The sequence below is a fragment of the Exiguobacterium sp. s64 genome, from assembly GCF_018618035.1.
Lineage (GTDB): Bacteria > Bacillota > Bacilli > Exiguobacteriales > Exiguobacteriaceae > Exiguobacterium > Exiguobacterium mexicanum_A.
The window spans coordinates 346,339-360,021 of the sequence record NZ_JACSLH010000001.1; the positions used below are offsets into that span (position 1 = coordinate 346,339).

Below are 13,683 nucleotides of genomic sequence, written 5' to 3' on the forward strand. Positions count from 1 at the left end.
GAATAGACATGGAGACACGTCAGAACACCGTTCGTAGTTTAGAAGACCGTATCCCGTATATGAAAGATCAGCGTCGTAAAAAAGCGAACCGACGCTTGTCGACCATCTTGATCTTATTCGCGGTGCTGATCGCACTCGTCGTATATATGCAGACGTCGGTCTCTGACGTGAAGGCGGTGAACGTGAACGGTCTGTCCTGGCTGACAGAAGCGTACGTGCTCGCCGGGACGGACATCGATACGTCCACAAAAATCGTTCAAGTGTCACCGAAGGAGATTGAACGAGAACTCCGCGCCGTGCCTGGCGTGAAAGATGTCGACGTCGACCGCTCATGGTATAACATCGTGACAATCGATGTCGAAGAAGAAAAGATGATCGCGTACTCGCGGACGGATCAAGAAGAAGTCGTGGTACTTGCCGATGGCTCGCTTCATCCGACTGGCGGTATCACCGACCCTGAGAAGTTAAAGGACGGTCCACTCTTGCGTGAATTCACGGATAAAACGGAACTCGAAAAAATCGCGACTGAGCTTGAACAAGTCGATGACGCGATGCGGGCCCGGATGTCGGAGATCGTGTTCTCGAAACAAGACGGGGAATCGACCCGATATGAGATTTATATGAACGACGGCAACACGATTCAAACGCCGACGTTCAAGCTCAGTCAAACCGTGTCCAAATACGGTGAAATCTATGAAAACATTCCAAAAGGACAACGAGGAACTGTCGTCATGGATGGCGGATATTATTTCGTCCCGTATGAAAAACCGAAAGAATAATCTGATATTTTACAGTCCTTAGACACATAAGGGCTGTTTTTTTATCGATTGTAATCGAATTGACACCCCAAAACCGCTTAATTTGTAGGATTCTACCTTTTCTCACTATCTTATTTGTTGTAAACTTAGACGTGAGATATCTTGCCGGACCTAACAATATTTTTGGATATCTGTAACAATGTAACGGAATTCAAGTATAGAAATTAAAGCGCGGAGGTGTTTCCCTTTTGGAAGCGAATGGTTATGTGGCCGCATTGGATATAGGAACGTCAGAAATTAAGCTCGTCGTGGGTGAATTACTCGGGGGAACGCTTAACATTTTGGCGGAGGGGTGTGCCCCGTCTGCAGGAGTAAAACGTGGCGCCGTCGTCGACATCGATAAGACGGTTCAAGCCATCAAACAAGCCGTCGAACATGCCGAAGCGGCACTCGGTGATCAAATTCGGTCGGTATATGTTGCCATCGAAGGGGAACATATCCAAATCGCCCCATGTCACGGAATCGCGTCGGTCAAACGAGAAGACCAAGAAATCACGGATACAGACGTCATCGAAGTCATCAACTCGGCGCAAGTCATGCGTTTGCCGGACGAGATGAGCGTCATCGATGTGATCCCGTCGTCATTCACGGTCGATCAACAGACAGGTGTCGTCGATCCTCGGGGAATGCTCGGCTATCGTTTAGAGATGCACGGGAAGATGGTAACTGGTTCGAAGACGATTTTACATAGCATTCGTCGCTCCATCGAACGAGCGGGTCTGAAACTCGAAGGGTTCGTCCTCGGCAACTTGGCACTCGGTATGAGCGCGGCATCTGTCGACGAAATCGATCTTGGTATCGGATTGATCGATATCGGACATGAAAAGACAACCGTCTCTGTCTTCTATCGGGGCGACCTTGTCTACTCATATATCCTTCCTGTCGGAAGCGATCATATGACACGCGACTTGGTTTACAAGCTCAACTGTAAATACCAGGACGCCAAAGTGGCGAAAGAAGAATACGGACTCGCCCTTGAAGAAATGGCCGACGCATCCGAGGGCTTCTCGTTCACGAACATTAACGGAGAAGTCACGTTCGAACCGCAAGCAGAAATTAGTTATGTTTTAGAGGCAAGAATAGAGGAAATGTTTACACTTGTGTTGAATAGAGTGCAAAAGGTAGGCGTCCCGACGCTCAGTGGAGGATATCTCCTCTGCGGTGGGGCCGCTGCTTTACCTGGCATCCAAGAATTGGCGACTCGTGTTATGGGTCAAACGACGAGACTGTATCAGCCTTCGTCGATTGGCGTCAGACACCCGAAATACGCGACCGCGGTCGGCGTCCTCAAGTACGTGCTTATGAGCGATCATCACGTCTCGAAGTCACGACTTGAAAAGCCGGAAGAGCGCGTGACCGTCACGAAACCGGACGGCACGATGCCAAACGACCACGACCACGACGTGGATGTGGAGCGGGACGATCGCGAAACGAAAAATGGATTTGGCCGCTTAATGGAAAAACTATTTGGCGTGTAAACTTGACGTTGTGTTAACAATTGGAAATTACGTAGGGGGATACCTGAAATGATGTACTTTGATGAGGCGATTGACGCCGTAGCAAAAATTAAAGTAATTGGAGTCGGTGGTGGCGGTTCAAACGCCGTCAACCGTATGATCGAGCACGGAGTGCAAGGTGTCGAGTTCATCGCCGTCAACACAGACGCGCAAGCACTCAACATGTCAAAAGCAGACGTGAAGCTTCAACTTGGCGCGAAATTGACGCGTGGCCTCGGTGCCGGCGCAAATCCTGATATCGGGAAAAAAGCGGCAGAAGAGAGCCGTGAACAGTTGATTGAAGCGCTTGATGGCGCCGACATGGTCTTCGTCACAGCAGGTATGGGCGGAGGAACCGGGACTGGGGCTGCACCTGTCATCGCTGAGATTTCGAAAGAAATCGGAGCGCTCACGGTCGGTGTCGTCACAAAACCGTTCATGTTCGAAGGACGCAAACGGATGCAACACGCCCAACACGGGATTCAAGCGTTCAAAGAAAAAGTGGATACACTCATCGTTATTCCGAACGATAAGTTGCTTGAAATCGTCGAGCGCAATACGCCGATGATCGAAGCGTTCCGTGAAGCGGATAATGTCCTTCGTCAAGGTGTCCAAGGGATCACAGACTTGATCGCCATCCCTGGACTCATCAACCTCGACTTCGCTGACGTGAAGACGATCATGACAGAAAAAGGCTCGGCCCTCATGGGTGTCGGTGTCGCGACAGGCGAGAACCGTGCCGTCGAGGCAGCGAAGAAAGCCATCTCATCTCCACTTCTCGAGTCTTCAATCGAAGGCGCGAAAGGTGTCTTGATGAACATCACAGGCGGACTTAGCCTCAGCTTGTTCGAAGTCACGGAAGCTGCTCAAATCGTACAAAGTGCCGCTGATGAAGAAGTGAACTTGATTTTCGGTTCGGTCATCAACGAAAACTTGAACGACGAGATCATCGTAACCGTGATCGCAACTGAATTCGCAGAAGAAGCGCAAGGGACGAACCCGTTCCTCCAGCAACCGAAGAAAAAACCGGAAGCTGAAGTGAACCGTGAGGCTCAACCGAAAACGCAAGAAGCTGCGCCACAAGATGAAGGGAACTTCCATAGACCGGTCTATGGCGGGGACGTCCCAGACGAGACGATCAACATCCCAGCGTTCGTAAGACAACGCCGTAACTAAACAACAGGGGGGTGCCGGTTCTCGGCATCCCTTTTTTCTAAAAAAGGAGAATCATATGCGACTGTTACATACATGGGAAACCGAGACGGATCGCTACCGCGCCTACGTCACGACCCGGACCGATGGGCATAACGAAGGCAACGTCGGACTCCACGTCGGAGATGACCCGGATCGAGTCGTCGCCAATCGGAACCAATTTTTCGAAGTGGCCGGTCTCGACCTCGCTGATTCGGTATGGGCCGACCAAGTGCATCAAACAAACGTCGAAGTCGTCGGAGACGCTGACCGAGGCAGAGGGGCGTACCGTTACGATGAGACGATTCCGGCGACGGACGGTCTCGTCACGACGGTTGACTCGTTACCGCTCGCCCTCGTGTTCGCTGATTGTGTCCCGCTGTTCTTTTGCGCCAAAGACCATGGCGTCATCGGTGTCGCACACGCAGGCTGGAAAGGGACAGTCGGTAACATCGTGGCCTCGATGACCGATGCATTTGCAACATTGGGCGTACCGGAACAAGATATTGATATGTTTGTCGGACCAGCCATCACGGCCGACCATTACGAGGTCGACCGCCGTGTCCTTGATGCGGTCGAAGCTGTCTCGCCGGCAGCTTATGAAGCATCAGTCTCGGACGAACAGGCAGGCCATGCCCATCTATCCCTGCAACGAGTGAACGAGACGCTCGCCGCTGAACGAAATATCGAGGTGACCCAATCGAACTTGTCGACCGTAGCCGATCGAAGCTTTTTCTCATATCGGAACGGAGATGCCAAACGTCGATTTGCGGCTGTCCTCGTCAAGGAGAAGAAATCGTGAGTATAGCGAATAATGTGAATCAAGTCAGACAGACGATCGACGCGCATCGGACCGATCAAGCGGTGACGCTCATCGCGGTCACGAAATCGGTCGGTCCCGACGTGGCGAACGCCCTTTATGCGGAAGGCATCCGCGACTTCGGCGAAAATCGTCCCGAAGGATTACTTGAAAAAGTCGAGCAGTTGCCGCCTGATGCCAAGTTTCATTTCATCGGCAGCCTGCAGACACGTAAAGTGAGACAAATTATCGACCATGTGGCAGCGATCCATTCGCTCGACCGTCTCTCGCTCGCCGAAGAGATCGATAAGCGCGCCCAAGGCGTGATCGATTGTTTCGTGCAAGTGAACATATCGGGCGAAGCATCAAAACATGGTCTCGAAAAAGAGGAAGTCATCCCGTTCATCGAGAACTGTAAACAGTATCCTCACGTGCGGATCATCGGATTGATGACGATGGCACCGTTCACAGAGGATGAGACGGTGATTCGGGAGACGTTCCGAAACTTGAGACAATTGCGCGATGACGTCGCAGGTCTTGCCTATCCGCATGCACCGTGTACCGAACTGTCAATGGGGATGTCGAACGACTACACGTTGGCGATCGAAGAAGGCGCATCGTTTGTTCGTATTGGAACCGTACTTGTGCAATAATATATTTTAAGGAGGAATCCGTTATGTCAATCAAAAACAAAATGAAGGACTTCTTTGGACTCGAGGAAGATCCGAACAACCAGTTCGAAGGAGACGAGTATGCTGTCGCCGAAACGAAGACACAACCGATGACGGAGGCAATCGTCAAAACTGAGGACCGTCCGAAAACATCAAACAATATCGTCGCGTTGAACACGAAGAAGAAAGAACGTTCAAAAGTCGTCTTGGCCGAACCGCGTGTATTCGCCGAAGCCCAAGACATCAGCGACCAATTGAAAGAGAACCGGGCCGTCATCGTCAACCTCCAACGGATGTCGAAAGAGCAGTCTCGTCAAGTCGTCAACTTCTTGTCAGGTGTCGTCTATGCGTTAGAAGGGACGATGACGTCGATTGGACATAACACGATTTTATGTACTCCAAACAACATCGAGTTGACGGGATCGATCTCGAATTTGATTTCGGAGGACGAACTCAATAGTAAAGGGTGGTAACTGAATGGAAAATGCTATACCTGCGTTAGGCAACACGATCGTTACATTACTTGGGTATTATAGTTGGGTCTTGATTGCCTATATTTTATTATCGTGGTTCCCAAATGCGCGCGAATCTAAATTTGGTCAAATTTTATCGTATCTATGCGAGCCGTTTTTAAACCCGTTTCGTCGAATCATCCCACCAATTGGCGGGATGCTCGATATCTCCCCAATCGTCGCTTTATTTGTGCTACGGATGGCACAATTTGGAGTGCGAGCGATTTTCGGTATTTAAATGAGCGTCTTCGATCATTATCGTCCGAATGAGCGCCCGTTTGTCGAGCAAGTGCTCGATTGGGTTCAACAAGTCGAGGACAACTATGTGTTTAAAGTGACGGACTTTTTAGATCCACGCGAGCAACAAATCGTCCGGCAACTCGTCGGGAAGCAGCTCGCGATTTATGAGGACGGCGGATTTGAAGGCGCGGAACGGCGTCGACTCATCCTCGCTCCGGACTATTACGAGCTCGATCCGAACGATTTTGATATCGCGATTCGTCAAATCGACTATCCAACCAAATTTGTCGAATTGACGCATCGTCAAGTGACGGGTACGCTCTTGAACGCTGGGTTGAAGCGTCAAAAATTCGGAGATGTCGTCCTCGACGACGGCGTCGCCCAATTCGCGACGACGCGTGAGGCGGTCGGGTTCATCGAGATGAACGTCGACCGGGTCGGCAAGGCCCGGATTCGCATCTCAGAGGTACCGCCCGAGTCCGTGCTCGTCGTGCCCGAAGTCAAATGGAGCGACGAGTTCGGAATCGTCTCATCGCTCCGGTTTGACACGGTCGTCAGCGAAGTGCTCGGATTATCAAGGCAAAAAGCGCAGGCGCTCGTCAAACATGGAGACTGCAAAGTGAATCATAAACCGATTGACGATGCGAGCTTCATCCTTGAACCAGACGATTTGGTCTCGATCCGAGGGTATGGCCGTGTCAAATTGACGGCGATTCTCGGCTCGACGAAACGTGAGAAAATAAAAATCCAGTATGGCATCATACGTTGAACTTAGGAGGAAAGTCGAATGGCGTTGACACCGATTGATATTCATAATAAAGAGTTCTCGACTCGTTTTCGCGGGTACGATATCGATGAGGTCAATGAATTTCTAGATCAAATCATCAAAGAGTTTGAGCTATTGATTCGTGAGAATAGAAGGTACGAAGAACTCGTCAACGATATGCAAGCCCGTATCGACTACTTCTCCTCAATGGAAGACACATTGAACAAATCGATTATCGTCGCCCAAGAGGCAGCTGAAGAAGTGAAGACGAACGCGGCGAAAGAAGCGAGTCTCATTTTGAAGCAGGCCGAACGCGAGGCGCTCGCCCGTGAGGAAGAAGCGTCACGTAAAGAACAGCTCGCTGAGCGCGAAGTCATTCAAATGCTCAAAAAAGTCGAGTTGTACCGGACCCGCTTCCGCGTCCTCGTCGATGCTCAGATGGAGCTGTTGAACAGCACGGAATGGGACACGATTGTCGGGGAGCCGCCGGTCCAGACGGTTCTTGACGATACGACCGAACTTGCGTATAATGACGACGAAGTCATACCAACCAAACATCACGGATAATACACAATACGTCGATTAGGACACGTCGATAAAGTCATACCTACGAAGCGACTTAGGGAAGGTGCAAGCCTAAGAGAAAGACTTTATCGGTATCCCCTATGAGTGTCGGGCTGAAGTTAGTAAGCGCGACCGCCTGACCTCGTTATCGGTTACCAAGAGCGGTCTCGGGGCTTTCCCTGAGATTAGTAGGGTGGTACCGCGAGTCGACCAACTCGTCCCTATTAGGGGCGGGTTTTTTTTGTTGTCAAAAAAAGATGCAGGAGGAGTTTCAATGAACTACAAAGACACACTATTGATGCCTGAAACAGAATTCGCGATGCGCGGAAATCTGCCAAAACGCGAGCCAGCCATGCACGAGGCTTGGGAACAGATGGACCTATATAACCGCGTCCAAGAAAAAAATGCCGGAAAGCCACAATACATCCTGCACGACGGACCTCCGTATGCGAACGGCGACATCCATATGGGCCATGCGCTCAACAAAGTATTGAAAGACATCATCGTCCGCTTCAAATCATTGAACGGCTACCAGTCACCGATGATCCCGGGCTGGGACACACACGGTCTCCCAATCGAGAACGCGCTTCAAAAAGCAGGCGTCAATCGTAAAGAGATGACCGTCGCCGAATTCCGCGAGAAGTGTGCGGCGTACGCGATGGAACAAGTGAACTCGCAACGCGAGCAGTTCAAGCGTCTCGGACTGATGGCTGATTTTGACAACCCGTATATCACGCTATTGCCGGAATATGAGGCGGCTCAAATCCGCTTGTTCGGGACGATGGCCGAAAAGGGTTACATCTATAAAGGGAAGAAACCGGTCTACTGGTCACCGTCTTCTGAATCGGCCCTCGCCGAGGCAGAAATCGAATACTATGACAAGAAGTCACCGGCGATCTACGTGGCATTCCAAGTCGTCGACGGCAAAGACGTCTTAGCGACAACGGACCACTTCGTCATCTGGACGACGACACCATGGACGATCCCGGCCAACCTTGGGATCGCGGTCAGCGACGAGTTGACGTACACGCGCATCGAGCACGACGGCAAAGGATACATCGTTGCCGAAACGCTCGTCGAAGACGTGACGACGGCACTCGGCTGGACGGATTACACAGTGAGCGGTTCTTGGAACGGGCGCGAGTTCGAACACATGACGGCTCAGCACCCGCTTTATGACCGGACATCGCTCGTCATGATTGGCGATCACGTCACGGCTGACGCGACAGGTCTCGTCCATACGGCACCAGGTCACGGGGAAGACGATTACCGTGTCGGACAAGCTTACGGACTCGACGTCCTCTGCCCGGTCGACGACCGTGGTTATATGACAGAAGAGGCGCCAGGTTTCGAAGGTTTGTTCTATGAAGACGCAAACAAACAAATCGGCATGAAACTTGAAGAGAACGGCTACCTCCTCAACTTGAAATTCATCAAGCACTCGTACCCGCACGACTGGCGTACGAAAAAACCGGTTATCTTCCGCGCCACACCGCAATGGTTCGCGTCAATCAAAGATTTCCGTGCCGACATGCTTCGTGAAATCGAAGAAGTGAACTGGGTACCGGAGTGGGGCATGACGCGCCTTTACAACATGGTCCGTGACCGTGGGGACTGGGTCATCAGCCGTCAACGGGCATGGGGCGTCCCGATTCCGATCTTCTACGCCGAAGACGGCACGGAGATCATCACGAACGAGACAATCGACCACATCGCCAACTTGTTCCATGAGCACGGCTCGAACGTCTGGTATGAGCGTGAAGCGAAAGACTTGTTGCCAGAAGGCTTCACACACCCGAACAGCCCGAACGGCGAGTTCCGGAAAGAACTCGACATTATGGACGTCTGGTTTGACTCAGGTTCGTCTCATGCGGGCGTACTCGAACAGCGCGATAACTTGCGCCGTCCGGCCGACTTGTACCTTGAAGGCTCGGACCAATACCGCGGCTGGTTCAACTCGTCACTCTCGACGGCAGTCGCGACGACGGGCAAAGCGCCGTATCGCAACGTGCTCAGCCACGGCTTCGTCCTCGACGGCGACGGCCGTAAGATGTCGAAGTCACTCGGCAACACGATCGCACCGAACGATCTCGTCAAACAATACGGAGCGGAAATCGTCCGTCTTTGGGTATCGTCGGTCGACTATCAGTCGGATGTCCGCGCATCGCACGATAACTTCAAACAAGTGTCGGAAGTCTACCGGAAGATCCGCAACACGTTGCGCTTCTTGCTCGGTAACTTGAACGGGTTCGACCCATCGATGCGTGTCGCCTTCGAAGACATGCCGGAAGCGGACCGCTTCATGGCGACAAAACTCAAGCAACTTCAGACGAAAGTCGTCAAAGCGTACGACACGTTCGATTTCATGGCTGTCTATCACTTGAGCCATAACTTCTGTGTCAACGAGTTGTCGTCGTTCTATCTCGACTTCACGAAAGATATTCTATATATCGAACGTGAAGACGACGCACGTCGTCGTGCCGTTCAAACGGTCATGTATGACACGGTCGTCACGCTCACGAAATTGCTTGCACCAATCCTCCCGCACACAGCGGACGAAGTGTGGCAAGAAGTGCCGGCGAAGACAGCTGATAGCGTCTTCTTGACAGACCTTGAGGCAGTGGCACCTCTCACAGAAGATGAGACGGCATTGCTTGCTAAATGGTCGAAGTTCCTCACGTTCCGTGACGACGTGTTGAAAGCGATTGAGATCGCCCGTGGCGAGAAGTTGATCGGTAAACCGCTCGAAGCAAAACTACAAGTCGCGCCAAAAGGTGAGACGAAACAGTTGCTCGAGACGATCGATAACGTTCGTCAGTTGCTTCAAGTGTCGCAACTCGATTACGTCGAATCGGCCGATGTCGATTATACGACGGCCGAAATCAGCGTCATGAAGGCTGACGGTGCCGCTTGTGCCCGTTGCTGGACATACTCGACCGAACTCGGTCAAAATGCTGAACATCCAGAGCTTTGCCCGCGTTGTACTGAAGTCATCGCATAAGCCGGACCGGAGTGGCGATCGTCCACTCCGGTTTCTTATGACTTGAAAGGAGAATCTGATGAAACGTTATTACGGATTAGCACTTTTCCTCATCTTGCTCGACCAAGTAACGAAATGGATTGTCGTCCAAACGATGACGATCGGGCAGTCAATCGAGCTCATCCCTGAATTGCTCTACTTGACGTCTTACCGCAATAAAGGCGCGGCCTGGGGCATGCTCGAAGGGCAGATGGTGTTCTTCTTCATCGTCACCGCGGTCGTCGTCGTCGGCTTGATTTATTTCTTGCATAAAGAAGTGAACGGATTCGATCTGCTCGGTTATAGCGTCGGGTTATTGCTCGCCGGTGCAATTGGGAACTTCATCGACCGTCTATTCCGTGGTGAAGTCGTCGATTTCGTCGACACGTATCCGTTCGGCTACAACTTCCCAATCTTTAACGTCGCCGATATGGCGCTCACGTTCGGGGTCATCTTCATGATCATCGGCGTCTTGTTCGAAGAAAAATTAAACAAAGAAAGGGGACAATCGTAATGGAAACTTACACATTTGTCGCCGAAGAAAAGGCACGTATCGACAAATGGATGAGCGAACAAAGTGACTGGTCACGTTCGCAAATCCAAGACTGGATCAAGGCGGGGGACCTCCTCGTCAACGGCCAGGTCGTCAAGCCGAACTATAAACTGCAAGAAGGCGACGAAATCGTCGTGACGGTCCCGGAGGCCGTCGAACTCGAGGTGTTGCCAGAGAATATCGAGCTCGACGTCGTTTATGAGGACGAGGATGTCATCGTCGTCAACAAGGCACGCGGCATGGTCGTCCATCCGGCGGCTGGTCATACATCAGGCACGCTCGTCAACGCACTCCTTTATCACTGTGACGATTTGTCAGGCATTAACGGTGTCAAACGACCAGGCATCGTCCACCGCATCGATAAAGACACGACCGGTCTCCTCATGGTCGCGAAAAACGATGTGGCCCACGAATCGCTCGCGAGCCAGTTGAAGGATCGTAAAATCAAGCGTGAATATATCGCTCTCGTCCACGGCGAAGTTGCCCATGAGCTCGGGACGATCGAGGCGCCAATCGGGCGTGACACGAACGACCGTCAGCGGATGACAGTGACGGACAAGAACGCGAAAGAAGCGATCACGCACTTCCGTCTGCTCGAGCGGTATAAAGACTTCACACTCGTTGAGTGTAAGCTCGAGACGGGACGGACGCACCAAATCCGTGTTCATATGCGTTATATCGGCCATCCGCTCGCTGGTGACCCGAAATATGGCCCGCGCCGCACGATTCAATTGAACGGACAAGCTCTCCATGCGGCGACGCTCGGTTTCTTCCATCCACGCACGGACGAATGGCTCGAATTCGAGGCGCCGCTCCCGGCCGACTTCGAAGCGGAACTTGCAAAATTGGACAAAATCGAGAAAACGCGTTGACTTTCAACCGATTCCGATTTATAGTCTAGGAAGCATAACACCTTTAAACCCAGTCCAGAGAGGCTGTGAAAGGATTGTGGCTGCGGCCACGACACGTCGATTATTTGAGGCAGAGGTCTGCCCTCATATATGAAGACTTCCTTTTCCAGCCGGATGAGGAAGTCTTCTTTTTGTATAATTTGAGAGAGGGGGGAAACGTTTGAAACGTTCTACCATATTGGATGAAGCGGCCATCCGCCGTGCACTTACCCGAATCGCTCACGAGATCATCGAGCGCAACAAAGGAACGGACAACGTCGTGCTCGTCGGGATTAAAACCCGAGGCGAGACGCTTGCCGACCGACTCGCCCGCCGCATCGAAGAAATAGAAGGCAAACCGATCGCGCTCGGTAACTTAGATATCACGCTGTACCGGGATGACCTGTCTAAGAAGTCACTTGACCCGGAAGTGAAAGCGACTGAACTGCCACACGACATCAACGGCAAGACGGTCGTCTTGATTGACGATGTCCTTTACACGGGCCGGACGGTGCGAGCCGCCATGGACGCACTCGTCGACCACGGTCGTCCGGATTACATCCAGCTCGCTGTCTTGATCGACCGGGGACACCGCGAGCTACCGATTCGCCCAGACTTCGTCGGCAAGAACGTCCCGACCTCGAAGTCAGAACAAGTCGTCGTCCGACTCAGTGAAGTCGACACGACAGACGAAGTGTTTATCAAACAGCAATAATCCAAAACCTTTAAGGTGGTCCAGAGAGGCCAGGAAGGAGAACCACATATGAAACCCATCCTCAACATCCACGAGCGTCCCGCTCACTTACCGCAATGGCTGCTCTTCAGCCTGCAGCACGTCTTCGCCATGTTCGGAGCGACGATTTTAGTCCCGATTTTGACGGGCCTAAACACGTCCGTCGCCCTCGTCGCCTCCGGTGTGGCCACGCTCTCATTCCTAGCGATTACCCGCTTCAAAGTCCCGACCTATCTCGGGTCAAGTTTCGCCTACATCGCCCCGATTATCGCCGTCAGCCAGCAATGGGGTGTCGAAGCCGCCTTGTTCGGTGGCATCATCGCCGGATCGGTTTACGGTGTCGTCTCGCTCATCATCTATAAGACAGGTGTGAACTGGTTGCTGCGCCTCTTGCCGCCAGTCGTCGTCGGTCCGGTCATCATGGTCATCGGCTTATCGCTCGCACCGGTCGCCATCGACATGTCGATGAACAAAGACGGTGCCTACAATGGAACGTTCATCACCGTCGCGCTTCTCACGCTCGGCATCACGATGTTCGCTATGACGACGTTCAAAGGAGTATGGGGCGCCGTACCGATCTTGTTCGGTATCATCGGTGGTTACATCATCGCCGCCCTGTTCGGCATCATCGACTACTCGGCGCTCGGTCAAGCGAGCTTGTTCCAACTGCCTGACTTCACGATGGTGTTCGTCGACTACATGCCGATGTGGCAAGTCGGAGCACTGCTCGCCATCGTCCCGGTCGCGCTCGTCACGATGACGGAACATATTGGCGACCAAATGGTCACGTCAAAAATCATCGGACGCGAAACGATGAAAGATCCAGGTCTCCATCGGACACTCCTCGGCGACGGGGTCGGGAAAGCGGTCGCCTCGGCGCTCGGTGGTCCACCGTGTACGACCTACGGTGAGAACAACGGGGTCATGGCCATCACGAAAGTGTACAGTGTCTACGTCATCGCCGGAGCAGCGCTCATGGCTATCAGCTTTGGTTTCCTTGGTCACGTCGAAGCGTTCATCTCGACGATCCCGAACCCGGTCAAAGGCGGCATCTCGATCCTCTTGTTCGGAGTCATCGCTTCGAACGGTCTGCGGACGATGGTCGAAAGCAACGTCGACCTCGCTGAGAAACGCAATCTCATCATCGCCTCGGTCATCCTCGTCATCGGACTTGGTGGGGCCATGGTCCAACTCGGAAGCTTCCCGGTTCAAGGGATGGCACTCGCCACAGTCGTCGGGATCCTCTTGAACGCCTTCTTGCCGAAAGAAGAAGCGGTCCACGAAGCTGCTGCCGAAACAACTGAAGATACACGACAAGCAAGTAACTTTTAATTCGATCCCGTGAGGTCGGCAAAGTGAAGGCTCGTTTATTTGGGTGTAGTCTACCCAAATAAAGGCGTCCCTTCACGTAGGTGAAGAGACGCCTTTTCT

14 protein-coding genes are annotated in these 13,683 nt (G+C 52.3%); all 14 read left to right on the forward strand.

Translation table 11 applies throughout. The annotated features are described in order from the left end of the window. Positions 1-8: 8 nt before the first annotated feature. On the forward strand, positions 9-779 hold the full coding sequence (locus KNP64_RS01790; RefSeq protein ID WP_138859652.1) for a cell division protein FtsQ/DivIB: 771 nt from the start codon (positions 9-11) through the stop codon (positions 777-779). 227 nt (positions 780-1,006) lie between these two features. Beyond that, positions 1,007-2,296 (forward strand): cell division protein FtsA, encoded by a 1,290-nt coding sequence (gene ftsA, locus KNP64_RS01795; RefSeq protein ID WP_214791553.1) that lies wholly within the window; start codon positions 1,007-1,009, stop codon positions 2,294-2,296. A gap of 48 nt (positions 2,297-2,344) precedes the next feature. Next, a complete protein-coding gene (ftsZ, locus tag KNP64_RS01800; protein ID WP_034777081.1) occupies positions 2,345-3,490 on the forward strand; it encodes a cell division protein FtsZ in 1,146 nt (381 codons plus the stop codon). 55 nt (positions 3,491-3,545) lie between these two features. Further along, positions 3,546-4,307 (forward strand): peptidoglycan editing factor PgeF, encoded by a 762-nt coding sequence (gene pgeF / locus KNP64_RS01805; RefSeq protein ID WP_214791551.1) that lies wholly within the window; start codon positions 3,546-3,548, stop codon positions 4,305-4,307. Next, the gene (locus KNP64_RS01810; RefSeq protein WP_214763863.1) at positions 4,304-4,957 is read left to right on the forward strand and encodes a YggS family pyridoxal phosphate-dependent enzyme; all 654 of its coding nucleotides are present in this window, start codon (positions 4,304-4,306) and stop codon (positions 4,955-4,957) included. Before pgeF ends, KNP64_RS01810 begins: the two co-directional genes overlap by 4 nt. 23 nt (positions 4,958-4,980) lie before the next feature. Then, positions 4,981-5,448 carry a cell division protein SepF gene (locus tag KNP64_RS01815; RefSeq protein ID WP_029595732.1) on the forward strand — a complete coding sequence of 156 codons (468 nt, stop codon included), beginning with the start codon at positions 4,981-4,983 and terminating at the stop codon, positions 5,446-5,448. Between the two features lie 4 nt (positions 5,449-5,452). Next, positions 5,453-5,725, forward strand: a complete 273-nt coding sequence (locus KNP64_RS01820; RefSeq protein WP_021067051.1) for a YggT family protein — start codon at positions 5,453-5,455, stop codon at positions 5,723-5,725. Next, positions 5,726-6,496, forward strand: coding sequence for a YlmH family RNA-binding protein (locus KNP64_RS01825; RefSeq protein ID WP_034777088.1), 771 nt, complete (start codon positions 5,726-5,728; stop codon positions 6,494-6,496). A gap of 18 nt (positions 6,497-6,514) precedes the next feature. Then, on the forward strand, positions 6,515-7,060 hold the full coding sequence (locus KNP64_RS01830) for a DivIVA domain-containing protein (RefSeq protein ID WP_021067053.1): 546 nt from the start codon (positions 6,515-6,517) through the stop codon (positions 7,058-7,060). Positions 7,061-7,331: 271 nt separating this feature from the next. Next, positions 7,332-10,058 carry an isoleucine--tRNA ligase gene (gene ileS / locus KNP64_RS01835; protein ID WP_138859647.1) on the forward strand — a complete coding sequence of 909 codons (2,727 nt, stop codon included), beginning with the start codon at positions 7,332-7,334 and terminating at the stop codon, positions 10,056-10,058. A gap of 58 nt (positions 10,059-10,116) precedes the next feature. Beyond that, positions 10,117-10,590, forward strand: coding sequence for a signal peptidase II (gene lspA, locus KNP64_RS01840; RefSeq protein WP_034777092.1), 474 nt, complete (start codon positions 10,117-10,119; stop codon positions 10,588-10,590). Next, a complete protein-coding gene (locus KNP64_RS01845) occupies positions 10,590-11,501 on the forward strand; it encodes an RluA family pseudouridine synthase (RefSeq protein WP_214791549.1) in 912 nt (303 codons plus the stop codon). Before lspA ends, KNP64_RS01845 begins: the two co-directional genes overlap by 1 nt. Positions 11,502-11,700: 199 nt before the next feature. Beyond that, on the forward strand, positions 11,701-12,234 hold the full coding sequence (gene pyrR, locus KNP64_RS01850) for a bifunctional pyr operon transcriptional regulator/uracil phosphoribosyltransferase PyrR (RefSeq protein WP_034777096.1): 534 nt from the start codon (positions 11,701-11,703) through the stop codon (positions 12,232-12,234). 48 nt (positions 12,235-12,282) lie between these two features. Next, positions 12,283-13,584 carry a solute carrier family 23 protein gene (locus tag KNP64_RS01855; protein ID WP_214710569.1) on the forward strand — a complete coding sequence of 434 codons (1,302 nt, stop codon included), beginning with the start codon at positions 12,283-12,285 and terminating at the stop codon, positions 13,582-13,584. The last annotated feature ends 99 nt before the right edge of the window (positions 13,585-13,683 follow it).

Excerpts from the sequence above, each read along its gene's own strand:
- KNP64_RS01820 (WP_021067051.1), top strand. The coding sequence starts at position 5,453 with ATGGAAAATGCTATACCTGCGTTAGGCAACACGATCGTTACATTACTT.
- KNP64_RS01855 (WP_214710569.1), top strand. The coding sequence starts at position 12,283 with ATGAAACCCATCCTCAACATCCACGAGCGTCCCGCTCACTTACCGCAA.
- pgeF (WP_214791551.1), top strand. The coding sequence starts at position 3,546 with ATGCGACTGTTACATACATGGGAAACCGAGACGGATCGCTACCGCGCC.
- KNP64_RS01790 (WP_138859652.1), top strand. The coding sequence starts at position 9 with ATGGAGACACGTCAGAACACCGTTCGTAGTTTAGAAGACCGTATCCCG.
- ftsZ (WP_034777081.1), top strand. The coding sequence starts at position 2,345 with ATGATGTACTTTGATGAGGCGATTGACGCCGTAGCAAAAATTAAAGTA.
- KNP64_RS01830 (WP_021067053.1), top strand. The coding sequence starts at position 6,515 with ATGGCGTTGACACCGATTGATATTCATAATAAAGAGTTCTCGACTCGT.
- lspA (WP_034777092.1), top strand. The coding sequence starts at position 10,117 with ATGAAACGTTATTACGGATTAGCACTTTTCCTCATCTTGCTCGACCAA.
- ileS (WP_138859647.1), top strand. The coding sequence starts at position 7,332 with ATGAACTACAAAGACACACTATTGATGCCTGAAACAGAATTCGCGATG.
- KNP64_RS01815 (WP_029595732.1), top strand. The coding sequence starts at position 4,981 with ATGTCAATCAAAAACAAAATGAAGGACTTCTTTGGACTCGAGGAAGAT.
- KNP64_RS01845 (WP_214791549.1), top strand. The coding sequence starts at position 10,590 with ATGGAAACTTACACATTTGTCGCCGAAGAAAAGGCACGTATCGACAAA.
- KNP64_RS01825 (WP_034777088.1), top strand. The coding sequence starts at position 5,726 with ATGAGCGTCTTCGATCATTATCGTCCGAATGAGCGCCCGTTTGTCGAG.